Consider the following 20,317-nt stretch of genomic DNA (forward strand, 5'->3'; position numbering starts at 1 on the left):
ACGGCGCCCGCGGAGCCGGTGGGGGGAGGGATGCCTGACGCCTCCCTCCCCCCACCCACCGATCGTCAGATGCCCCTCGCTGCTCTCTTGTCGCGGGCAGCGCGAACCCGGGCGTCAATCCCCCCCAGCGACCTCCTGCTGACGTGCGTCATCGGAGTGCTGATAGATCATCGCGCCCTTCTCTGAGGGGCGAGCTCACGCAGAGCGGCTGCGAGTCTGGCGGAGTTCGTCCATGCCCCTGTCGATATTCACCAGGCGCTGGTCGGCACATGGTGTGCGGGTGCATGGTCGTCCGCGCTCTGCTGGTCCTGGTCCGCGTCTTCGGCCGGCTACCCCAGAGCATCGGCAAGGTGCCGCTCACCTGCTGAACGCGGGGACCTACGATTCGAATAGATCAACTACGTGGGTTCGTATGGGACAGGCTGCCCGAGACCTGATGACGTTCGCGTTGGCGATAACCTGACGGCCCAGAGTGCCCGCCTGCTGTGGTCTACCGCCAGGGTGCCTGGGCGCGTTGAGCCTGTCGTTGTGCGGAGACGGCGTCTGCGCGTGCCATGGACAGGAGGTGGGGGAGGCGCCCTGCGGCGTTGGTGTTCCACCAGCAGTGGGCCTCGGGCGAGAATGCGGCTTTGGGCACGTTGTCGATGGCCTCTTGGTAGATGGCCGGTGAGTCGTGCCACTCGACGTCGGCGATCACCTGCAAGGAGCGGCGCGACTGACCGTCGAGGAGGGTGAAGAGCCGTGGGAGGGCGGTCAGGCGGTGTCGGCTGTGGCCGGCTTGCCGGACACCGCCTGGATTCTGGGTCCAGAGGAGGTACTGAGCCGGCCAGGGCAGATCGATCGCCTCGCGACCGTCGTAGGCCACGACCACTGGCTCGGCCATGGAAGCAGCGATGCCGGTCACCAACCCTCGACCCGTGTTGTGCAGTTGATCGACCAGCCTGGGCACCCACGGCTCATCCTGAAGATCGCGCTTGATTTCGCGCTGCAAGGCGTCGTGGGCGCGTGTCCATCGTGCCGCGACAGGCGAGGAGTGGTTGTGCTGCTCGGCAGGGGCGAGATGCATGAGGGCCTTGAGCCACCTCTCGCACCACCGGTCGAATCCGTACTGGTAGTCGTAGCGGTCCGTGCCTGACGAGGTGTCCTCCAGCTCCTGTGCGGCCAGGGCTTCCTCGCAGATCTCTTCCCAGGTCTCCTGCCAGGGGAGCCGGAACTTCCCAGGCCGGCGGCGACGGAAGTCGGAGTCGACGGGAGCGCTGCACACCTCCAGCTGAGCGGACGCGGGGCGAATGCGCCGTCCGTGGTGTCGTCTCACAGGGCCACTGGAGGGTGGCGTCGTGCCGTCGACGCACCCTGCCCGCCTGCGAGCCGCAACATATCGAGTGAACCTCCCGATCCACCGCGATGACCGGCTCGGCTGAGGCGACCGTCGGATCACGATGTTGGGTACCCAGGGAGTGGGAACCGTCACAATGTGACTGGTGCGCCCCCACCCCAGGCTGGGGGACCCGTCCGGAAACCCGGGGGCCGCACGGTGCACTCAACTGGTCCGGGTCCCTCGATCGGGCGCCCGAGCGACACCTCTGGGCGGCGACTGGTTGGGGACCACTTGGGGACCAGCACCTCCGCCTGGAGGTAAACGGCATGCACATTCACGCACGTTACCCGCCCTCAAATAGGGCCACATGTCCTGATTGTGACCCTGGGGCAGCTACTGGGGGTCAAGGGGTCGCAGGTTCAAATCCTGTCGTCCCAACTGTGCTTTATGCACGTCGGAGCCCGTTCTCATCCATGAGAGGGCGTCCTTTCTCGAGTCCGGAGCCGTGGTGGTCGCGGGCGCTCGTTCCCCTGCCTGAGGCTGGCTCGCCTTGCTGCTGAAGCCGGGGATGGGTCCCTTCAGTTCGGTGGTCGGACCTCTTGAACATCCCGCGGCAGGCGGCAGGCGGCAGGTGTATTTCTGCCCCGTGCGCACCTCTCCATACCCCCTTTCTCGGTAACGGCCACGGGAGGTACCAGGCCCTGCGCCCCGTGGCCGGGCGCCGGGCACCGGTGAAGGCGAAGGGGGCGGCCGCGCGGCGCCGGGGCAGTCGGGCGCGTGAGGGCTTCGTGCTGGAGACGGTCCACTGGGACGCCGGCACCGCGCGGCTGCTGCCCCGCCTGATCAAGGGCCGCACCCGCGGCCCGGTGTTCGTCACCCACCGCCGCCCGGGACCGGGCAAGGTCGTCTCGCCGCGGGATGTGTGCCCGGACACCGGGCTATCCCGGCTGTCGTACGGGAGGCCCGCGCGGCTGCTGGACCAGCACACCGCGTCAGCCGGGCAGGGCACCGGCTGGGATCTACACGAATGGAGGCACCCCGGCCTGACCCACCTCGGGGAGGCCGGAGCGAGCCTGCTGATGCTCATGGCCAAGTCGAGTCATCGCAAGCCGGAAAACGTGAAGCGGTACTTCAAGCCGTCACCGGACACCGGAGGCCATCGCGCAGGTCACCAGCCTGCTGGCGCCCGGGGCCGGCCGGCGCTGAGCGGTCGTATTCGCCGTTGACGGCCGGGACGCCTCCCGCGCATCCGAGGCGCCGCGACAGGCCGGACTGCTGATGGTGGCACTGGCTAGCTCTGCGGGACGTCCTTGACGAACACGATGCCGTCGCTGTCCGCCAGGTGGGCCGGGTCAAGCGGGGAGTAGCCGAACCAGGGGGATACGCGGGGCGCGGGCCGCGTGTCGCCGAGGGCGGTGGCCAGCCGCGGGGCGTCGATGACGCAGCGGGCCTCCGGGAGCGCGTACAGGAGTCCTTCGAGGGTGTCCGGCGGCGGTGTGTCCACTCCCTGGTGCCGGATCGTGCCGAGGGCCGTGGCCACGAAGGCGTATCCCTCGCCGAGCTGGGCGCTCACCAGCGCACCGGCGCTCCACCACTCCAGCGGCATCCCGCCCATCCGCATCGTGCTCTTCCGCCGCTGGAGATGGGAGTTGTGCGCGTGGATGAGTGCCGGGCCCCGAGCGGCGACGGCGAGGAGGTTGTGGGCCATCATCTGGTCCCGCACGCCCACCAGCCGGGTCATGCGGGCCGGTGAGGTGTCGGCCATCCAGTAGTGGTAGCGCAGCAGGCCGGTCGCGGTGCGCCCGTACAGGCGCGCCCGGTCCCAGTCGTCCCGCGATGTCGCCGTGATCAGGTGCGGCGTCTGCTCGTCGAGCAGCGCCCCCAGATCTTCGGCGAGCAGCCGCAGCTGACTGGCCTCGGCCGACTGCGGCTGACCCGTCCGCCGATGTCGGCCTGGTCCCGATGTCGGCCTGGTCCCGGGCTGAGCCTTACCCCTCATCGACCGCAGGCGGATCACGCAGGGGCCGCAGGCCACCGGGCAGATCGGGAAGTTGGAAGGAGTACCGGCCCAGGATGTTGATGTGATGCCGGACGAACGGCGAGAGGCGGGACACGTCCTCGTCGCGCACCTCGAAGCCGTCCGCTCGGAGCCGGGTGATCGCGGCGTCCATGTACCTCGTGTTGAACAGCACGAGCGCGTCCGAACGGACTGGGCGTCCGAAATGACCTGCTGCGGAATGAACAGGGCCGACCATCATCCCCTGTGGCGTACTCCGGGGCTGGCGGATGCTCAGGCGGACACCTCGGATAGATTCTCGCGCGGGTTCTTGCGCACGGTGGTGCCGGACTCCTTGATCCTGGTGGAACTGAGAGGTTGTTGTATGCGTCAGATTCCGGATTCCGGGCAATCCGGAATGTCTGCTTACCGATGGCAGCAGATCTGGAGCCACCGCGAGCAGCTGCTGAAGGTGGCGCGACGGCGGTCGATGAGTCTGCAGGACGCCGAGGATGCAGTGCACGAGGCGATGGTCCGGGCGGCGGAATGCCCCCATCTGGACGGAGACCGGCTGGGCGCGTGGCTGACGTCGGTGACCGTGCGGCTGTGCGTTGACCGGTTCCGGCAGCTCAGCCGCGATGCCGAGGTGCATACCCGTTCGGCGCTGACCGCCCCGGGCCAGGTCACCGTGGAGGAAGCGGTATGCGATCGGGCGGAGGCGAGGTGGCTCGCCGGCCGGAGCAGGGACCTTCCCGCCCGGCAGGCGGAGGCACTGCGCCTGAAGGCGGAGGACCTGGACGTGGCGCAGGTCGCCGGACAGCTGGGGCTGAGCTACCGGGCAGTCGAGTCGCTGCTGGTCAGGGCCCGGCGGACGCTGCGCGCCACGCTTGCCGGGACGCTGGCCCTGGCCGCGTGGGCATGGCGCGCCCGTCCGCAGGCGGGCGGGGGCGCGCAGACCGCGGGCCTGGTGTCCGCGGCGGCGACGCTGGTGATCGTGGTACTCACCCTGCCCACGCCCTCTGAGGCGCAGGGCTCACCTCCCGCTCCGCCCCGCCGGTCCGGAGCGGCTTCCCCGGCCGCGCCGGACCCTGCCTCCAAGAGCTTGCCGGCGTCGTACGAGCCGGCCACGTCCCCCGTTCCCGCCGAAGGCAGTGCCGGGTCTGTGCTCCCACATCCGGCGGAGCAGGACGCGAGCGGCCCCTCAGCGGGCGCCGGTGCCCCGCTGCCCGATGCGCCCACCTCGGCCCCGCCTTCGGTACCGGACGCACCCCTGCCGCCTCTCCCGGCCCTGCCGGACGCGGCCCTCCCGGCTCTGCCCACGCCGCCGGACGCGCCCGCCGCCGTCCCGCCGGTCCCGGTCGACAGCGCCCCTGTCGAACTGCCTGGCGGCCTTGTCGACGGGGACGTCCCGCTGCTGCGGCGCTGAGATCCGAGGTCCCCGCCGGTCCACAAAAAATCTCCCCTCCTGTGCGCAGGACGCGCTGCTCGTCCTCGTAGAGCAGATGACAGACCTGCGCCGCTGGTGACAGGTCCAGCGGTGTGACATGGGAGGAGGAGTCACCGAGTGACTCGATGCAGGAACAGGACGAGCGGTGCCGGTGCGCGCCACACGGTGGCACGCACGGTCAGGCCACTATTGGCCCTGTCGCTGGCGGCCGTGGTCTCGACGACGCTGGGGCCGGTCCCCGCGAATGCCGCCAGTGACGTGAACGTCGGCCGCCGGTTCAACGACGGTCTCGACACGCGGTACAGCGCGACCAGCTTCACCGGCGCCGCCCAGTCGATGGGCTACACCGCCACCGGCTACACCAACGGGCGCCAGGTCGACGACGTGTTCAACGATGGTGCGGGCTCAGCGGTGCTCGGCCTCTTCGGCCACGCCAACGCCGGTATCTTCCAGACCGACGAGGGCGCGACCGACTCCCAGGACTCGATCCTGGCGGCCGGCACGACGACCGACGTGGTCAGCCCGTACGCCAACCTGCGGTTCCTCACGGAGTACCTGCCGTACGCGGACGTGGACGACATGCGGCTGCTGATCCTGGCGGGCTGCGACACCGCCCAGTCCGGGATCTGGGGAGACTTCAACAAGGCTGCGGCCTCCCGCGGAATCGACTCGGTGATTACCTTCGCCGACCTCGTGTACTACCCCGGGACCGCCGCAGGAACGGCGATCAGCACCACCAACTACTCCGGAAACTACTTCTGGAGCCGCTTCTCCTACCACGTCACAACCGGGGCGAGCGTCAGCACCGCGCTGGCCCGCGCCAGGACCGACCTCGTGGTCAGGGAGGGCAACGCCGGCGGGTGGGACAAGTATGTGATCCGCGGCGCGGTGGCCAACCCCGGTGGCGTTGTCCTCAAGCCGGCCGGCGCGGGGCAGCCGCTCGACAGCCAGCCCCTGGCCACCCAGCCCGTGCCCACCCCGGCGTTCAGCGGCTTCACCCAGCTCACCCCCGTCGCCTCGACGAGCAGCGAGGGGCCGGACGGCGCCGAGGTCACCAATGTGACGACGGCCGAGGGCGTGCAATACCGGACACGAGCGGACGGCTCCGTCCTCGATGCCGTGGGAACTCCGACCACCAGCGGCGAGACCTCGCTCTCCCCCGAGCGGGCGCGCGAGACCGCGCTGCGGTTCCTCCAGGACAACGTCGCCGGCTTCTCCGCCGACTGGCAGTTCGTCGACGACGAGGCGGTCAGCCACCTGGACGGTGACGCGCTGCGGCTGCTGCGCTGGCGAGCCGTCGAGGCGGGCCAGGCCGGTACCCGGGAAGTCACCGTCGAGATCGACCGGCGGACCGGCGCCGTGGTCTATCTGTCCGCTGCTGGGGGACAAGCCGACGCGGCTTCCTTCCCCGTCAGCCGCGATGACGCGATCGCGGCGGCCCGCGCCGCGGTCGGGGACGACCATTCCCCCGCGACCGCGGTGGGCGACACCTGGGACACCAGCCGGTGGACCGTGACGATCGACCGCGGCCTGGCCGGCCGCTCCGACGCCCAGGTCCCCGATGTGGAGCAGGTCCAGGTGGACGCCCTTACCGGCGCCGTACTGGCCCGCACCACGACCTGATCGCCATCCACCCGGACTCCAGGAGAGATTGATGTTGTTCCACCTGCCCACGGCGCTTCGGCGGCGCCTCGTCCTGCCTTTGGCGACTGCGGTCGTGGCCTCCCTCGTCGCGGTCGGCCCGGCCTCCGCCGAAGCCCAGGCCCCGGCCGGCGTGAGCGTCACCGGTTCCACCGTGCAGCTGAACTGGACCGCGATACCGGACGCATCCGCATACCTGATCGTCGACGACCGCATCCAACGCGTCCTGTGGCGCGGCACTCAGACCTCCGCCGAGCTACCGGCGCACGCGCCGGAGTCGTTCGCCCTGGTGGTCGTGGCCCTGACGGACAACGGTTCCGAGCCCGTCGCCAAGGCCCTGGCGACCGTGCCCGACGCGGCCTCCGGCCTCACTCCGCTCACCGCCGTCACCACCGCCTCCGGCACCACCCTGGGCTGGGGACCCATACCGGACGTCACCACCTACGACGTGACCAGTGAGGGGCACACCCTCGCCCACACCGCCGCGGTGCAGGTGCAGACCCCCGCGACGCTGGGCGAGCAGGCCAAGTACGAGATGCACGCCATGCCTGCGATCACCAGTGAGGTCACCCCTGCCACGGTCACGGATGTCTCTTACGGTGTGGAGCTGACCCCACCGGCCACGGCCACGGACAAGGCACCGGCGGACGCCCAGCCGGGCGACACCCTGCCGGCCAACGTCCGCGTCCTCACCTACTCGCGGAACGTCTACGAGACCTACATCCCGATGGCGTTCGTCGACGCTCCGGAGCACGGCAGCTGGATCGACTGCGACAGCGGCGACGGTGACTCCGACTACTGGTTCGCCGGAGACAACCGCGGCGTCGGCTACGAGACCGGCAAGTACCGGTCGAAGGCCGTCGCCAAATACGACTGGACGTCCGCGTTCACCTTCACCTCGGCCAGCGTGAGCGCGACCCACCGGTACAAGAAGCTCAGCAACGGGACCTTCGCCTTCGACTCGGAGCGCAAGGCGGGCGAAGACGGGGTCGACATCCGCCCGCTGCAGAACGACGGCCGCTACGGCCGTACCGTGATCGACCACGAAGTCCACAACCCGTACTGCTCGCCGGTGGCCGGCATCACCTACACCAACCAGCAGGACGTGTACCAGAACGGCAGCCACTGGATCTATGGCAATCACGACAAAATGCCCAACCACCAGTTCTACCGGTACGACCAGTACTCGGATGGCACATACGCTCTGGATCTGGTGTTCAACCACCCGCTCGACAGTCCCAGCTGCCTGGCAGGATGGATGGGCGGCTGCTCCGCCTGGCAGTACCAGTACACGCGCTGACCCGCTCATGAATCGGGACGTCTCCATGGTGCAACACTCCACGGGCCGACAGCCGCTGCGCTGGTGTCTCGCCGCCGCGGTGTTCCTGGCCTTCGCATACGGGTCGCTGCTCACTGCGACACTCGCCGGCTGGAGCCTCGTTCCGGCGGGCGCCGACCGTCTTCGGGAGGGGCTGGACAGCCTCGTGATCTCCGCGGTCCTGGGGATCGCCGCGGTCGGCGGTGCCCGCCGCATCGTCAACCGACCGTTTCAGTCGCCCTGGCTGCTGATCGCACTCCTCATCCCGGCGTACATGGCGCTGGAACTGGCCGGCGTTATCCGCTGAGCCATGTGGTTGCGGGCCGCCCGGGTGGGGAGCTTGGGCCCGCCCGGATGAATGGGCGGGCCCGGCCCCTGCTCCGGCTCCGGTCAGCCTCTGGCTGGCAACCCGGCGCCCACACTGACACACAACCCTGTCTTCCCGGCTGGAGCCGGGAGGACAGGGTTCTCGCGGGGGTCTGTTCAGGGCCGCAGCCGGACCAGGGACCACCGGTGGCCATCCGCTGGATGTTGGCGTGGTTAGGCTAGCGCGGCGCCTGCGGCCGAAACCTTGTGGACGAACGTTGGGACGCACGCTGGTGCGACGCACGCCGACGCCGCGTGGGACCCGCCTGGCACTCAGCCGATTCGACGTCGGTCGACGGCCGCACGCCGATGGGAACGGTTTCTATGTGCGCCATCAAGCCGCCGGCTGCGGGTCGACTCGTCGGCTGTGCGGCCATTCCTCGACGTCCTTGGGCTGTCACAAGCCGATGGCTTTCGGCGCTCACACCGTAGGTGGCGTCCTTGCGGCGGCCAGCTGGTCCGTCGCTTGCAGTGGGCCCGCCGGGAAGGGGGAGGGGAAGGGCGGGCCCGTCCGCCATTGGGTTACAAGGTGCGGGTGACGGTGACCTGCACGGTGACGGGTGCCGGTGCGCCGTGCTGGGTCAGGTAGGTGCTGACTGCGGTCCGCACGCGTTCGCGTACCTGTCGGGCGACGTCGACCACGCGGCGGCCGTCGTGCAGAACGCACCGTACTTCCACCCGCCAGCCGCTTTCGGGGACGTGTTCGGCCCGGATTCCGGTGACATCGGGATGCGGGGCAGCGCCCACGACGTGCCGTACACGGGAGGCTGCGGCGGCGAGACGGTCGGCGAGGGCGGGCTGGAGGGCTGCCACGCCGGGCACCTCGAGGGCAGCGCGGGCCGCGGTCTGGTGGACGTCTGTGCTGTGGGTGGAGGTCATCGTCTGCTCGCTGCGGGCAGGTCGGGCAGGTCGTCCAAGGGCACGTGGAGGGGGTCCAGCAGGGTGTTGATTTCCAGGTCGACGTCGGTGACGGCGAGGCCGAGTTCGTGCTGCGCGGCGTGGAGGACGGCTTGGCGTACCTGTGCGGCCCGCTCCGGCAGTGGTTGGTCGAGGGTGGTGGCCAGCGTCATGACGACATGCACGGCGGTGTCGTTGCGGGTGGGGGTCAGGCGGCAGCTGGCGGCGCGGGCGCCGGGCACCGTGTCGGCAGCGCGGCGCAGAACTTTCGCGGCGGCGCTTTCGGCGATGCGCAGGCCGTGGTCGGGATCGTCCAGCGGCAGTGACGTGCCGAGTCGTACCTCCGCCCGGACCGCGTTGATGACCCGGTTGGCGAGGTGGTGTACGTCGGGCTGTTCCTCGGCGCGCAGGGTCCGGGTGGCCTGGTCGAGGGCGCGCAGCCCTTCGACCGCCTGCCGGCAGTAGGGGCAGCCGCTGGTGTGTGCGTCGTGTGCCGCGGCGCCTGGGCTGCGGGCCTGCTGCCAGGCGTCGGTCAGGGGGCGGCCGCAGGGCAGCAGTTCGGTACCGGCCAGCAGCTCCGCTTCGGGGAGCAGCGGGGTGTCTGATCTCTGGGTACTGGTGGTCGTCGGGTTGTCGTCTGAGGTGGGATGCGGGTCGTCTAGCGCCATGGGCGCATCGCCTCCGTCAAAGCGCGTCGTGCGCGAAAGAGTCTGCCGCGCACTGTTTGCTCGCTGCTGGCTGTCACGTGGGCGATCTCGTCGTAGTGCAGGCCGTGCAGTTCGCGCAGGATCCAGCAGGCCCGCAACTCGGGGCTGAGTTCCCGTAGTGCCTGTGTCAGTGCGGCCGTCGTAGCGTCCGTTTCGGCTACGCGTGGGGGTGCGCTGCCTGCGTCGGCGGCGACGGGTTCGGGGATGGTGTCCAGGGGGAGAGCGGGGGGCCGGCGGCGCAGTGTGTTGAGACAGCGGTTGGTGACAATGCGGTACATCCAGGTGCCGAACGTAGCGCCATGGCGGAATTCAGGCAGCTGTCGCCAAGCACTGAGGAAGGCGTCCTGAACGGCGTCCTCGGCATCCGCCCGGTTGCCCAGTAGGCGGTAGGCGAGGGCTGTCAGCCTGCCGCTGTGACGGCGGACCAAGGCGGCGAACGCGTCGTCATCGCCTTCTGCAGCCCGTACGGCCAGCAGCCTGTCCGGCAGAGCGCTGCCGGACGAGTCCCAGCCGGCGGGGATGTCGGCGGCGGACCGTGGAGCAGCCTGGCGCGGGTGTGCTGCGCCCGGTGAGGTGGGGGGCCCGCTCCGCTCGCGCATCCGCCGTTCGCTTCCTGTCGGAAACCATCGTCTCGGCCTTCGGCACGCATCTCGATGGTATGCGCGTGCGTGAGCGGCGTGAGGAATGTGCCTGTGGTGTGTCTGAACCTTCGAGGGCACCGCACCGGCGCCTGCACGGACATCCTTTGGAGGTCCTCATGTCGGACAGCATCAGCCCCGCCACAGGTGAGAGCCGGCCGGGCGGCGCGGGCAAGTCTTTGCAGGGCCACAGCGGCGTCGGGGCCCCGCCTGAGACGCGGGGGCGGACCATCATCGCCGACAGCGTGGTCGAGAAGATCGTAGGGATGGCCACCCGAGAGGTACCTGGCATCCACAGCCTTGGGGCCGGAATGACCCGCGCTTTGGGTGCGGTCAAGGACAAGGTTCCGGGCGGACGTCCCAGTGTGAGCCGGGGCGTGAAAGTCGAGGTGGGCGAACGGCAGACGGCCGTGGACTTGGACGTGGTAGTGGAGTACGGCGTGTCCATCGTCGACGTTGCCGGCGACGTCCGCACCAACGTCATCACGGCCGTGGAACGCATGACCGGTCTGGAAGTCGTCGAGGTGAACATCGCCGTCGACGACGTTCACCTCCCCGATGAGGAGGAGGAAGGCGAGGAGAGCGAGAGCCGCGTCCAGTGACGTGGCGCAGCCTGTCCGCCCGCGTTCCGCCGCCGGGCAGGAGACCGATCGACGTGAAATTCAGGTGAGTGAAATGAGCGCAGCGATGGTGGGCCTGCTGTCCGGAATGGCCTTGGGCTTCGCCGCCTTCTTCGGCGGGTTCTGGGCCTTCCTGCTCGTGGCAGTCCTGGGCACGGTGGGCTTGGTGGTCGGCCTCATGGTGCAGGGTGACCTCGAGATGTCCGACTTCAAGCGCTCTCGGGACCGGCAGTGACCTCGCAGCCTGCCGCTGCTCTGCCCCAGGGACCCGCGGGCGCCACGCGGGCGCTGCCACCGGCGGCCGAGCGTGGCGCGACGGTCATCCCGGACAAGGTGGTGGCCCGTATTGCGGCCCGCGCCGCACGCGAGGCCCTGCACAGGCAAGCAGGAACGTCACACATGAATCTGGCCGCTCCGCGCGCCTCCGTGGCTGTCGCCGGTGGATCCGCACGGCTGGGCCTGACCCTGGACCTGCCCTACCCGGCAGAGCTCGCCGGTGCCGCCCGCCAGCTGCAGCACTACGTCGGTGAGCGCGTCGCCGAGCTGACCGGCATGAAGGTCAGCGAAGTCACGGTGACCATCGAGCACCTGGTGCCTGCCTCAGGCGGCGAACGCAGACGTGTGCAGTGACCTCGCCGGGCAACCGCATCGGGAAGGAGAGCCGGTATGACACGGGACCAAGACCCTGCAGCCGAGAGAGAGCAGCCCACCGCCACCGACAAGGCCGCCTCCCGCATGACGGGCCTCCTGGCCAAGCAGCCTTCCGATACCCCGCAAAGGGGGTACGGCAACGACGCGGGTGGCGGCCTGCGCCCTTCGCGCCGCCCGTGGTCCGCACGCCGGATACCTGCCGCGCTCATAGCCCTGGTCATCGGGGCGGCGGCCGCGATCTTGCTGTTCGACGTCGTCAGGGTCCGCGCGGGCAACGTCGCCGCCGCATGGCGCACACGCCTGGCCGACGAACTGGCTACCCGCCCCCTGGATGACATCTGGATACAGGTGGGAGCGGCCGTCCTCACCGTCGTCGGCCTCTGGCTGATCATCCTGGCACTGACCCCCGGCCTGCGCCATCAGCTGCCCCTCAAATCGCCCGATGACCAGGTACAGGCCCTGCTGGACCGCGACGCCGCCGCTCTCTTGCTGCGCGACGCCGCCATGCGCGTGCCCGGCGTCAGTGGCGCCAGGATCCGGGTGGGCCGGAACCGCATCACGGCGCGCGCGGAGGTCCGCTTCCGCGCCCCAGACGACGTCAGGGCTGATCTCCTGACCGCGCTGCTCGAGCAACGCGATCGGCTCGCCCTTGCCCGCCCGCCACGGCTAGCCATTCGGGTACGCCCGGCCCGCAAGTGACTCACCGGGGAGAACAGGAGACGGATCCGATGAAGAGGAAATCCGCAGTCAACCGGGTTCTGCTGGCGGTGACGGGCATCGTCTTGTTCGGCACAGGTCTGCTGATTCTGGCGGGTGGCTTCGACCTGTACCGGCGGTGGAACCTGACGCCTCCCGAGGGCTGGCCGCTGAGCACCCCGAACGCCGTTTTGCTCGGCGCCGCCGACCGCACCCGCTGGACGGACGAGAGCTGGTGGTGGCCCGTGGTCATCGCCGCCCTGGTCATCGTCGTTCTGCTCGCACTGTGGTGGCTGCTGGCGCAGCTGCGTCGCACGCACCCCGGCCACATACCCGTCGGAGGAACACCCGCAGCGGACGGGGTGGAACTGCGCGAGCAGGCCCTCAGCGACGCCCTGGCCGCCGACGTCCGTGATCAGCCCGGCGTGCAGCAGGCACGGGTGCGGATGACCGGCCCCGTCGGCCACCCGGAAGCACGCATCGGCCTCACCCTCACCCCCGGCAGCGAGCCCGGCCCCGTACTGCAGGAACTGTGCGACGGCCCCTTGCCACGCGCACGCCAGTCCACCGGCCGGCCCCGCCTCTCCGCTCAGGCTCGCCTGCGGGTCACCCGGCACAAGCCGCACCGTGCCCAATAGCGGCGTCACAGCTTCCCGGGTAGCTGGCACCACACCCTCAAAGTCCCGGTCGCAAGACACAGCATGCGGCCGAAGCGAATCCGCACGCGGCTTCCGGCCGCGATCGGCAGAACTGTTTCCTCTCCGGGTGGGCGACTGCCCACCAGGGCGGGCATGCCGTGTGGTGGGCCGGCAGCGCACTGACGCCGGAACCCGGATCTCTGGGCAGTACCGGCGGGATGTTCTGCCAGGTGCCGTCGGTGCTCCACAGGCGAAGGCGTTCGGCGCAGCGGTGCCAGGGCCCGTAGCGGGTGGGCAGATCGTGCCAGCGGCGGCCGCCGGTCTGCTGCCACAGGATGCCGTTGACGATGGCCCGGTAGTCAGGCCCCCCGGGCCCGCAGCGGGGAACAAGGGGGCGGACAGCGTCCCATTCGTGGTCATCGAGATCGTCGGATTCGTTCATACCGCTTCAACGATCCTTCCTTCATACCGGGCACGTACCGGCTGACGCATAGAGCTCGTATCAGGATCTTGCTGAAGTGGCCTGGTCGGCCGTGACCGGTGTGAGGATTCGGCCGTTCGTGATGTGTGAGTACTCGGCCGTGGATCGTGGACGACGACTTGTGGGCGCTGATCGAGCCGCTGTTGCCGCCTTGGCCGGAGCGGTCGCCGGGGCCGACTATGCCTCTGCCTCGCGCACGGAAATCTGTTGCGGCCGGAGTAGACATTGGGCGGTGGTGTGGCTATGGTTTCTCTCGTAGCCGAGATCAAGCAAGGCCCGGCAGAGATGAACTGCCAGGCAGCAGTACAGGCAGTTCGCAGGACGGTGCGGTGGTGGAGTTTCGAAGCCAGGGTTGTTGCAGGGCGGCGACGGGACTGACGATCGGACCGGGTGGCCCGCAGTGATCAGGGGCCGCCGTGAGCAGTACCGCAGTAGCAGTTCAGTAGGTGCAGTTCGCAGTACCAGCAGTGCGGTTGTCAGTGGTTCCTCGGTAAAGGCGTCGGCTGCGGGCGCGCGTGCCGGGAGGTTCGGCAGTGGGGTTCTAAGCCAGAGCAGATGCAGGACGGGCGACGGGGCTGGCTGCCGAAGAGTGGCGCTGTTCGAGGCCACCAGCAGTACGCAGTACCAGCAGTACGCAGTTCCCGCTTGGTAAGTAGTTCATCCAGAGGGAAAGAACGGAGGAGTTGAGCGCCATCAGGATCGCCCGGGTGGAAGTCTTGAGCCCGGGTACCGCAGGACATCGATAGCGAGGTGGTCTCCGGTCAAGCAACCGCGATCCCCGCACCCCCGGCAGCATCTCGGTCGGGTCTGCGGAAACAGAAGGCCGACGCAGTACCAGGGTCGGCAGATGGTGTAGCAGTTCCTTCGGGGCCCTGGTGCCGGTATGGCACCAGGGCCCCTCCACGCGTTCCACAGAGAGGTGCAATGACAGCAGACGACTCGTTCGGACGTCTCGATGACGACGACTACCCCGCCTACACCATGGGCCGGGCCGCCGAGATGCTCGGCACCACCCAGGGCTTCCTCCGAGCCATCGGCGAAGCCCGCCTCATCACCCCGCTCCGCTCCGAGGGCGGCCACCGCCGCTACTCCCGCTACCAACTGCGCATCGCAGCCCGCGCGCGCGAGCTCGTCGACCAAGGCACCCCCATCGAGGCTGCATGCCGCATCATCATCCTCGAAGACCAGCTCGAAGAAGCCCAGCGCATCAACGCCGAATACCGCCGCGCCGCCGAATCGGCAAATCCGCCCGTGGCCTGAAGCAGTGCGCCCGCCGGGTACCGGCGGGTCCCCGCACACCCATGTCGGGGTGTGACGCGCGGGTCGTTTCCTATGGTGACAGCGTGTGCGGACGTGTAACGTCTGCGTCAGCTGTCATGGTTCGGAAGTTCCCCTTCGCCCACGTCTTCGGCGTGGGCGTTCTGCTGTGCTGTGCCGCAGGAACCAGGGCGATCACCTCCGCCTTCCGCACATTGCGGGGGCGTACATCGGCTGGAAGGCATGAGAAATCCGGAACTCGTACGGAACTTCTGGCTCTACGAGTACGCGCCCGAGGTCCTCGACACCGAGGCACGGCGGTACCCGCCGGTCGGGAAGATGGCCGCCGCCCTCGGCGGGACCGTCAGTGTGCGGCCCGTGCCGATCCCGTTGGACTGCACCGACGGCTTCAACGAGGCCTAGTACGGACGCCCCGAGATGCTGCTGAACCCCGCTGCCCGCCAGGCCTGTTCAGCCTGGAGCTTCGTCGATGACAGTGTGCGCGAGCGGTTCACCGCCCGGCTGAGCGCCGACCTGGACTCCGGCGCCTGGGACGAGCGATTCGGCCACCTGCGCGGCCGGCCGCTGTACGAGGGCTCGCTGGTCATCGTACGGGCGACACCGGGACAGGAAGAGGAAGAGGAAAAGGAAGAGGGATAGGGAGAAGAGGGATAGGAAGAGGCGGAGGCGGGCGGGCCTCAGGCCCGTACGAGGAGCATGCCGCCCATCGTGACCATGGTGGTGGCGACGAGGCCGTCCAGGACCCGCCAGGCCGACGGGCGTGCGAGCAGGCCGCTGAGCAGGCGGGCGCCGTAGCCCAGGGTGCCGAACCAGGTGAGGCTGGCCAGGGCGGCCCCGGCGCCGAAGGCCCAGCGCAGGTCGCCGCGGTCGGCGGCCAGGGACCCGAGCAGCAGCACGGTGTCCAGGTAGACGTGCGGGTTGAGCCAGGTCATGGCCAGGCAGGTCAGCACGGCCCGGCGGCCGGAGCCGGGGGCGCGGCCCTCGGTGGTGAGGGCCGCGCCGGGGGTGGGGCGCAGCACCCGGCGCGCCGCGAGGACCCCGTAGGAGATGAGGAAGACGCCCCCGGCGATTCCCACCGCGGTCAGCGCGGCGGGCCAGGCGGTGACGACGGCGCCGACACCGGCCACGCCGAGCACGATGAGGGCCGCGTCCGACACGGCGCAGATGGCGACCACCGCGAGGACGGCATGGCGGCGCGCGCCCTGCCGCAGGACGAAGGCGTTCTGCGCGCCGATGGCGACGATGAGGGAGAGTCCGGTGCCGAAGCCGGCGAGGGCCGCCGCGATGATGCCGTTGTTCATGAAAGCGACCGTAGGCGCGGGCCCGTCGACAGTACAGCTAAAGATTTTTACGTACCATTAGCGCTTGTGATGGATGAGCTTCCACTGGACCAGGTGCGGACACTGCTCGCGGTGGTGGACGAGGGCACCTTCGACGCGGCCGCCGCCGCCCTGCATGTCACGCCGTCAGCCGTCAGCCAGCGGGTCAAGGCGCTGGAGCAGCGCACCGGGCGGGTGCTGCTGATGCGGACGAAGCCGGTGCGGACCACCGAGTCCGGACAGGTGGTGGTCCGGTTCGCGCGCCAGCTGGCCCGGCTGGAGCGCGACGCGCGGGCCGAGCTGGGCATGGGGATGGCGGAGGGGCTGGGTCCGGTGCGGCTGCCGATCGCGGTGAACGCGGACTCGCTGGCCACTTGGTTCCTGCCGGCGCTGACCCGGGTGCCGCAGGATCCGCCCGTCTGCTTCGAACTGCACCGCGAGGACGAGTCCCATACGACGGCGCTGCTGCGGGAGGGCCAGGTGATGGCGGCGGTCACCTCCTCGCCGGATCCGGTGGCGGGGTGCACCGTACGGGGGCTGGGGCTGGCGCGGTACCTGCCGGTGGCCAGCCCCGGTTTCGCCGCCCGTCATCTGACGGGAGAGCCGGCGCGGGATCTGCGGGAGGCGCCGGTGATCGTGTTCGACCGCCGGGACGAGCTCCAGGACACCTTCGTGCGGGCGCTGGCGGGGGAGGGCGCGGCGGCCTCGCCGACGCGCCACCACGTGCCGACCTCGGAGGGGTTCCGCGATGCGGTGGCCGCCGGGCTGGGGTGGGGGCTGGTGCCGGAACCGCAGGCCGCGCCGCTGCTGCGGTCGGGGGAACTGGTGCTGCTGGAGCCGCGGCGGCCGATGGACGTGCCGTTGTACTGGCAGCAGTGGAAGCTCGACTCGCCGGCGCTGTCGACGGTCGCCGAGGTGATCGCGCAGGCCGCGGCGCAAGCGCTGCGACCGGCGGGCTGAGCCCCTCCACTAGGCTGCCGCCATGGAGTCCTACACGATCGGCCAGGCGGCACGGCTACTCGGCGTGAGCGTCGACACGGCCCGGCGCTGGGCGGACGCCGAGCGGTTCCCCACGTACCGGGAGGGCACCCGGCGGATGATCCAGGGCCCCGACCTGGCCGCGTTCTGCGTGCAGGCCGCACAGGAGGGCAGCGATGGCGAGGAGGCCCCGTACACCTCGGCGCGCAACGCCTTCCCGGGCATCGTCACCGCCGTGAAGCTCGGCACGGTCGACGCACAGGTCGAGATCCAGGCCGGCCCGCACCGCATCGTGTCCCTGCTGACGCGCGAGGCGGTCGAGGAACTGGGGCTCGAGGTGGGGGCGCAGGCGACGGCCCGCGTGAAGTCGACCAGCGTGTTCGTCGACCGGGCCTGAGAGCGCACCGCCGGTCCGACGCTGGATCGGCGAGGTCCTCGTCGGACAGCATGAGCATGGTGCCGTCCGGAGCCCCGTAGCCCCGCGATCGGCTATCGCGTCGCGGACTTGAGCCGGCCGGCCGCCTCGCGGGCCGCGTCGATCGCCCCGGCGCGGACGGCCTCCCGGTCGGTGTCGGCGCGCTTGTAGCTGAGGTAGACGACCACGTTGCTGCGCCGGAAGACGACCTGGGCCCTGATCTCCGCGCGGCCTTCGGGCGCGGAGAACCGGATGAACGCCTCGTCCCCGACACCGGGGACGTCCGCCACCGTGTCCTTCTCCCAGCCCAGCAGGTTGGTGCGCTCCCTGCGCACCTCGGCGTGGGAAACCTTCTCGTTGGAGCGCAGGGCCAGCAGGTGGATGCCGGCCCCGGACGGGCGCTCGGCGCGCGGGGCGGCCCAGGTGCAGGACGAGGTATCGGCGCGGCCGCCGTACGAGGTGGGCGCCAGGCGGTGCACGGTCTCCGGGGTGAGCAACTCGCAGTACACCGGGTCGGCCTTGAAGTCCCCCGGGTGCGAACGCTCCCAGGACTTGCGCATGGCGAGCGCCGAGCCGGCCACGATGACCACGGCGGCCAGGACGAGCGCGATGAGCCCCGCGATCATCTTGCGGCGGCTGGGCGCGGGCGGTTCGGGGAGTGTGGTCACCGGCGCAGCATAGGGGTTGTGGCCGCCGACCGGACCCGCGCGGCCGTGCCCGTCGCGGATCGGCGCAAGGGCGTAAGGGTTTCGTCACCAGCCGAGGGGTACGGGGATGCGGCCGCGCGCGGTTGGATGGGTGGAGCCGGCGCGGCCGGTGCACGTACGTGGAAGGGGATGGTTGTGGTGGTGCGAGGCAGGTGGCGGTGGGCGGTGCCCGCGGCGGTCGTCGCGGTCGTGGCGCTGGGAGTCGGGCTGTACTGGTTCCAGCCGTGGAAGCTGTGGCAGAACGCGACCGTACGGGAGGCCCTGCCGGGCCCTTCCGCCCCCTCGGCCGCCGCATCCCCGGCGGCGTCTCCCCGCACGCTGGCGGAGGGCGCCCTGATCAGCCACGAGCACTCCACCACCGGCACGGCGAAGGTGATCCGCCTCGGCGACGGCTCGTACACCCTGCGCCTGGAGGACCTCGACACGAGCAACGGCCCCGACCTGCGGGTGCTGTTGACCGACGCCCCCGTCAAGGAGGGCGTGGACGGGTGGCGCGTTTTCGATGACGGCAAGTACGTGAGCCTGGGCAAGCTCAAGGGCAACAAGGGTGACCAGAACTACGAGATCCCGGCCGGGCTGAATCTGTCCGAGTACACCAGCGTCTCCATCTGGTGCGACCGCTTCGACGTGTCCTTCGGCGCGGCTCCGCTCGCGCTGGGCGCGTAACGGCGCGCGGCCCATCGGTCACGGGCAGCATCGCCTTCTTCTTCCGGGTCGCCCGGAGGCCCCCGGCCGCGGAGCGGTAGCCCGGCGGGGGCAGGCGCGGACGGATCGGCGGCGGTGGCAGACTTGCCGGTGATCCGCCGAAGGGAAGTACCGCGTTGTCCATGTTCAGCAGCCTCCGCCGGGCCGTCCGCCGCGGCTACCGGCGAGCCGTCGACCTCAGCCATCCGGCCCGCTCCCCGCTCGGCAGCGCGGTGGTCAACTGCGTGGTCTACCAGGACGGCGTACGGCAGGACGGCTGCGCCGAGGTCGACGAGGCGCTGCGGCGGGTCCGCAAAACGGGCGACGGCTTCGTCTGGATCGGCCTCCACGAGCCGTCGCAGCAGGAACTCGCGGGGCTCGCCGAGCTGTTCGGGCTGCACGCCCTCGCCGTCGAGGACGCGGTCCACGCCCACCAGCGCCCCAAGGTGGAGCGCTACGACGACACACTGTTCTCCGTGTTCAAGACCGTCCGCTACGTCGAGCACGAGGAGCTCACGGCTACCAGCGAGGTGGTGGAGACCGGCGAGCTGATGGCCTTCACCGGTGCGGACTTCGTGATCACCATCCGGCACGGCGGCCACGGCTCCCTCGGCCCGGTGCGCGAGGCCCTGGAAGACGCGCCGGAGCTGCTGGCCATGGGCCCGGCCGCCGTCCTGCACGCCATGGCGGACCTCGTCGTCGACGACTACGTGGCCGTCACCGAGGCCGTGCAGAACGACATGGACGCCGTGGAGACCGCCGTGTTCAGCGTGCACGGCGGCCGCGGCGATGCCGGCCGGATCTACCAGCTCAAGCGTGAACTCCTGGAACTCAGGCGGGCTGTGGCCCCGCTCGGCCGACCGCTGCATCAGCTCGCCACGCAGCCGAGTCCGGTCATCCCGCCGGAGAGCCGCACGTACTTCCGTGATGTGGCCGACCATCTCACCCGCGCCACCGAGCAGATCACCGCCTACGACGCGCTGCTCGACTCCATACTGCAGGCCCATCTCGCGCAGGTGACCGTCGCCCAGAACGAGGACATGCGCAAGATCACGGCGTGGGCGGCGATCGTCGCCGTGCCGACCATGGTCTGCGGGATCTACGGCATGAACTTCGACAACATGCCCGAACTCCACTGGACTTACGGGTATCCGACCGTCCTCGTCGCCATGGCGGTCGCCTGCTTCGTCATCCACCGGGGCTTCCGGCGCAACGGCTGGCTCTGATCGCCCGGCGGCGTCGGGACGGGCGCTACGCCTGATCAGCGTGCTACGCCTCAGTGCGCCGCGCCTGCTCAGTGCGCCGCGCCGCCCTGACGCTCCGCGCGGGCCGCGAAGTGGGTGGCGGCCTTCGCCGCTGCCCCAGCTCAGATCGAGCGCGGTCTGGCCGGGCCACAGCCGCATCCGGGCCAAGGCGGCCTCGTAGCCCGGGGTCTGGTGGGCGAACCGCTCCTCCCAGGCTTCGTGCGGGCCCCGGGGGCGCGAGCGGCAGCCGCTCCGGGCTGCGGTCGGCCGTGGCCGCC

Annotated in this window: 23 protein-coding genes and 3 pseudogenes; 17 read left to right on the top strand and 9 right to left on the bottom strand. The window is 70.2% G+C overall.

Going from position 1 to position 20,317, the window contains the following annotated elements:
• Positions 1–490 precede the first annotated feature (490 nt).
• Positions 491–1,315, bottom strand: a complete 825-nt coding sequence (locus tag J7I97_RS24525) for a hypothetical protein (protein WP_214938484.1) — start codon at positions 1,313–1,315, stop codon at positions 491–493.
• A 713-nt stretch (positions 1,316–2,028) separates the two neighbouring features.
• Here J7I97_RS24525 and J7I97_RS24530 point away from each other — a divergent pair.
• A pseudogene (locus tag J7I97_RS24530) lies at positions 2,029–2,524 on the top strand (site-specific integrase); the annotation flags it as partial.
• Positions 2,525–2,609: 85 nt separating this feature from the next.
• On the opposite strand, the pseudogene J7I97_RS24535 reads toward J7I97_RS24530, so the two are convergent.
• Positions 2,610–3,245: pseudogene (locus tag J7I97_RS24535) on the bottom strand (erythromycin esterase family protein); the annotation flags it as partial.
• A gap of 61 nt (positions 3,246–3,306) precedes the next feature.
• A pseudogene (locus tag J7I97_RS24540) lies at positions 3,307–3,519 on the bottom strand (Tn3 family transposase); the annotation flags it as partial.
• A gap of 213 nt (positions 3,520–3,732) precedes the next feature.
• Here J7I97_RS24540 and J7I97_RS24545 point away from each other — a divergent pair.
• From J7I97_RS24545 to J7I97_RS24560, 4 genes are all read left to right on the top strand, one after another.
• On the top strand, positions 3,733–4,740 hold the full coding sequence (locus J7I97_RS24545) for an RNA polymerase sigma factor (RefSeq protein ID WP_251049950.1): 1,008 nt from the start codon (positions 3,733–3,735) through the stop codon (positions 4,738–4,740).
• Between the two features lie 186 nt (positions 4,741–4,926).
• The gene (locus J7I97_RS24550) at positions 4,927–6,384 is read left to right on the top strand and encodes a PepSY domain-containing protein (RefSeq protein WP_214938489.1); all 1,458 of its coding nucleotides are present in this window, start codon (positions 4,927–4,929) and stop codon (positions 6,382–6,384) included.
• Between the two features lie 31 nt (positions 6,385–6,415).
• A complete protein-coding gene (locus J7I97_RS24555) occupies positions 6,416–7,702 on the top strand; it encodes a hypothetical protein (protein WP_214938490.1) in 1,287 nt (428 codons plus the stop codon).
• Positions 7,703–7,727: 25 nt separating this feature from the next.
• Entirely contained in the window at positions 7,728–8,027 is a 300-nt protein-coding gene (locus J7I97_RS24560; RefSeq protein WP_214938491.1) for a hypothetical protein, read from the top strand.
• 581 nt (positions 8,028–8,608) lie between these two features.
• On the opposite strand, the gene J7I97_RS24565 is transcribed toward J7I97_RS24560, so the two are convergent.
• Genes J7I97_RS24565 through J7I97_RS24575 form a run of 3 tightly spaced genes read right to left on the bottom strand, consistent with a single transcriptional unit; the run spans position 8,609 to position 10,289 of the window.
• The gene (locus tag J7I97_RS24565; protein ID WP_214938492.1) at positions 8,609–8,965 is read right to left on the bottom strand and encodes an Asp23/Gls24 family envelope stress response protein; all 357 of its coding nucleotides are present in this window, start codon (positions 8,963–8,965) and stop codon (positions 8,609–8,611) included.
• Positions 8,962–9,651, bottom strand: coding sequence for a hypothetical protein (locus J7I97_RS24570; protein WP_214938493.1), 690 nt, complete (start codon positions 9,649–9,651; stop codon positions 8,962–8,964). Before J7I97_RS24570 ends, J7I97_RS24565 begins: the two co-directional genes overlap by 4 nt.
• Positions 9,642–10,289, bottom strand: a complete 648-nt coding sequence (locus J7I97_RS24575) for an RNA polymerase sigma factor (RefSeq protein ID WP_214938494.1) — start codon at positions 10,287–10,289, stop codon at positions 9,642–9,644. Before J7I97_RS24575 ends, J7I97_RS24570 begins: the two co-directional genes overlap by 10 nt.
• Positions 10,290–10,447: 158 nt before the next feature.
• On the opposite strand from J7I97_RS24575, the gene J7I97_RS24580 reads away from it, so the two are divergent.
• From J7I97_RS24580 to J7I97_RS24600, 5 genes are all read left to right on the top strand, one after another.
• Positions 10,448–10,930, top strand: a complete 483-nt coding sequence (locus tag J7I97_RS24580) for an Asp23/Gls24 family envelope stress response protein (protein ID WP_214938495.1) — start codon at positions 10,448–10,450, stop codon at positions 10,928–10,930.
• A 73-nt stretch (positions 10,931–11,003) separates the two neighbouring features.
• Positions 11,004–11,183, top strand: a complete 180-nt coding sequence (locus J7I97_RS24585) for a hypothetical protein (protein ID WP_214938496.1) — start codon at positions 11,004–11,006, stop codon at positions 11,181–11,183.
• Entirely contained in the window at positions 11,180–11,578 is a 399-nt protein-coding gene (locus J7I97_RS24590) for an Asp23/Gls24 family envelope stress response protein (RefSeq protein WP_308364017.1), read from the top strand. Before J7I97_RS24585 ends, J7I97_RS24590 begins: the two co-directional genes overlap by 4 nt.
• 36 nt (positions 11,579–11,614) lie before the next feature.
• Positions 11,615–12,298: a DUF6286 domain-containing protein gene (locus J7I97_RS24595; protein ID WP_251059130.1), complete on the top strand. Its 684-nt coding sequence runs from the start codon at positions 11,615–11,617 to the stop codon at positions 12,296–12,298.
• Between the two features lie 29 nt (positions 12,299–12,327).
• Positions 12,328–12,933 (top strand): alkaline shock response membrane anchor protein AmaP, encoded by a 606-nt coding sequence (locus tag J7I97_RS24600; protein WP_214938497.1) that lies wholly within the window; start codon positions 12,328–12,330, stop codon positions 12,931–12,933.
• 37 nt (positions 12,934–12,970) lie between these two features.
• Here the strand turns inward: J7I97_RS24600 and J7I97_RS40410 are convergent, their stop codons facing one another.
• Positions 12,971–13,375 carry a transposase gene (locus tag J7I97_RS40410; RefSeq protein ID WP_214938498.1) on the bottom strand — a complete coding sequence of 135 codons (405 nt, stop codon included), beginning with the start codon at positions 13,373–13,375 and terminating at the stop codon, positions 12,971–12,973.
• 963 nt (positions 13,376–14,338) lie between these two features.
• Here J7I97_RS40410 and J7I97_RS24610 point away from each other — a divergent pair.
• The 3 genes from J7I97_RS24610 (at position 14,339) to J7I97_RS38850 (ending at position 15,331) form a co-directional block, all read left to right on the top strand.
• Positions 14,339–14,674, top strand: coding sequence for a MerR family transcriptional regulator (locus J7I97_RS24610; RefSeq protein ID WP_214938499.1), 336 nt, complete (start codon positions 14,339–14,341; stop codon positions 14,672–14,674).
• 240 nt (positions 14,675–14,914) lie between these two features.
• A complete protein-coding gene (locus J7I97_RS38845; RefSeq protein ID WP_251059131.1) occupies positions 14,915–15,094 on the top strand; it encodes a hypothetical protein in 180 nt (59 codons plus the stop codon).
• A gap of 15 nt (positions 15,095–15,109) precedes the next feature.
• Entirely contained in the window at positions 15,110–15,331 is a 222-nt protein-coding gene (locus J7I97_RS38850; RefSeq protein ID WP_251059132.1) for a hypothetical protein, read from the top strand.
• A 38-nt stretch (positions 15,332–15,369) separates the two neighbouring features.
• Here J7I97_RS38850 and J7I97_RS24620 read toward each other — a convergent pair whose 3' ends face one another.
• On the bottom strand, positions 15,370–15,993 hold the full coding sequence (locus J7I97_RS24620) for a LysE/ArgO family amino acid transporter (protein ID WP_214938500.1): 624 nt from the start codon (positions 15,991–15,993) through the stop codon (positions 15,370–15,372).
• Between the two features lie 69 nt (positions 15,994–16,062).
• Between J7I97_RS24620 and J7I97_RS24625 the strand changes: the two genes are divergently transcribed.
• Both J7I97_RS24625 and J7I97_RS24630 read left to right on the top strand, forming a co-directional pair.
• Positions 16,063–16,971 (top strand): LysR family transcriptional regulator ArgP, encoded by a 909-nt coding sequence (locus J7I97_RS24625; RefSeq protein WP_214938501.1) that lies wholly within the window; start codon positions 16,063–16,065, stop codon positions 16,969–16,971.
• Between the two features lie 22 nt (positions 16,972–16,993).
• Complete coding sequence (locus J7I97_RS24630; RefSeq protein WP_214938503.1) at positions 16,994–17,386, top strand: molybdopterin-binding protein; 393 nt, start codon at positions 16,994–16,996, stop codon at positions 17,384–17,386.
• 92 nt (positions 17,387–17,478) lie between these two features.
• Here the strand turns inward: J7I97_RS24630 and J7I97_RS24635 are convergent, their stop codons facing one another.
• The gene (locus J7I97_RS24635; protein ID WP_214938505.1) at positions 17,479–18,072 is read right to left on the bottom strand and encodes a hypothetical protein; all 594 of its coding nucleotides are present in this window, start codon (positions 18,070–18,072) and stop codon (positions 17,479–17,481) included.
• A 168-nt stretch (positions 18,073–18,240) separates the two neighbouring features.
• On the opposite strand from J7I97_RS24635, the gene J7I97_RS24640 reads away from it, so the two are divergent.
• Together J7I97_RS24640 and J7I97_RS24645 are read left to right on the top strand one after the other, a co-directional pair.
• Positions 18,241–18,777 carry a DM13 domain-containing protein gene (locus tag J7I97_RS24640; protein ID WP_214938507.1) on the top strand — a complete coding sequence of 179 codons (537 nt, stop codon included), beginning with the start codon at positions 18,241–18,243 and terminating at the stop codon, positions 18,775–18,777.
• A gap of 161 nt (positions 18,778–18,938) precedes the next feature.
• Positions 18,939–20,021 (top strand): magnesium and cobalt transport protein CorA, encoded by a 1,083-nt coding sequence (locus tag J7I97_RS24645; RefSeq protein WP_214938509.1) that lies wholly within the window; start codon positions 18,939–18,941, stop codon positions 20,019–20,021.
• Positions 20,022–20,317 lie beyond the last annotated feature (296 nt).

The organism is Streptomyces sp. ISL-87 (genome assembly GCF_018614095.1).
GTDB lineage: Bacteria > Actinomycetota > Actinomycetes > Streptomycetales > Streptomycetaceae > Streptomyces.

Bases quoted from the DNA above. Each gene is read 5' to 3' on its own strand.
- J7I97_RS24545 (WP_251049950.1), top strand. From the start codon at position 3,733: ATGTCTGCTTACCGATGGCAGCAGATCTGGAGCCACCGCGAGCAGCTG.
- J7I97_RS24555 (WP_214938490.1), top strand. From the start codon at position 6,416: ATGTTGTTCCACCTGCCCACGGCGCTTCGGCGGCGCCTCGTCCTGCCT.
- J7I97_RS24560 (WP_214938491.1), top strand. From the start codon at position 7,728: ATGGTGCAACACTCCACGGGCCGACAGCCGCTGCGCTGGTGTCTCGCC.
- J7I97_RS24565 (WP_214938492.1), bottom strand. From the start codon at position 8,965: ATGACCTCCACCCACAGCACAGACGTCCACCAGACCGCGGCCCGCGCT.
- J7I97_RS24570 (WP_214938493.1), bottom strand. From the start codon at position 9,651: ATGGCGCTAGACGACCCGCATCCCACCTCAGACGACAACCCGACGACC.
- J7I97_RS24575 (WP_214938494.1), bottom strand. From the start codon at position 10,289: ATGCGCGAGCGGAGCGGGCCCCCCACCTCACCGGGCGCAGCACACCCG.
- J7I97_RS24580 (WP_214938495.1), top strand. From the start codon at position 10,448: ATGTCGGACAGCATCAGCCCCGCCACAGGTGAGAGCCGGCCGGGCGGC.
- J7I97_RS24585 (WP_214938496.1), top strand. From the start codon at position 11,004: ATGAGCGCAGCGATGGTGGGCCTGCTGTCCGGAATGGCCTTGGGCTTC.
- J7I97_RS24595 (WP_251059130.1), top strand. From the start codon at position 11,615: ATGACACGGGACCAAGACCCTGCAGCCGAGAGAGAGCAGCCCACCGCC.
- J7I97_RS24600 (WP_214938497.1), top strand. From the start codon at position 12,328: ATGAAGAGGAAATCCGCAGTCAACCGGGTTCTGCTGGCGGTGACGGGC.
- J7I97_RS40410 (WP_214938498.1), bottom strand. From the start codon at position 13,375: ATGAACGAATCCGACGATCTCGATGACCACGAATGGGACGCTGTCCGC.
- J7I97_RS24610 (WP_214938499.1), top strand. From the start codon at position 14,339: ATGACAGCAGACGACTCGTTCGGACGTCTCGATGACGACGACTACCCC.
- J7I97_RS38845 (WP_251059131.1), top strand. From the start codon at position 14,915: ATGAGAAATCCGGAACTCGTACGGAACTTCTGGCTCTACGAGTACGCG.
- J7I97_RS38850 (WP_251059132.1), top strand. From the start codon at position 15,110: ATGCTGCTGAACCCCGCTGCCCGCCAGGCCTGTTCAGCCTGGAGCTTC.
- J7I97_RS24620 (WP_214938500.1), bottom strand. From the start codon at position 15,993: ATGAACAACGGCATCATCGCGGCGGCCCTCGCCGGCTTCGGCACCGGA.
- J7I97_RS24625 (WP_214938501.1), top strand. From the start codon at position 16,063: ATGGATGAGCTTCCACTGGACCAGGTGCGGACACTGCTCGCGGTGGTG.
- J7I97_RS24630 (WP_214938503.1), top strand. From the start codon at position 16,994: ATGGAGTCCTACACGATCGGCCAGGCGGCACGGCTACTCGGCGTGAGC.
- J7I97_RS24640 (WP_214938507.1), top strand. From the start codon at position 18,241: ATGGTTGTGGTGGTGCGAGGCAGGTGGCGGTGGGCGGTGCCCGCGGCG.
- J7I97_RS24645 (WP_214938509.1), top strand. From the start codon at position 18,939: ATGTTCAGCAGCCTCCGCCGGGCCGTCCGCCGCGGCTACCGGCGAGCC.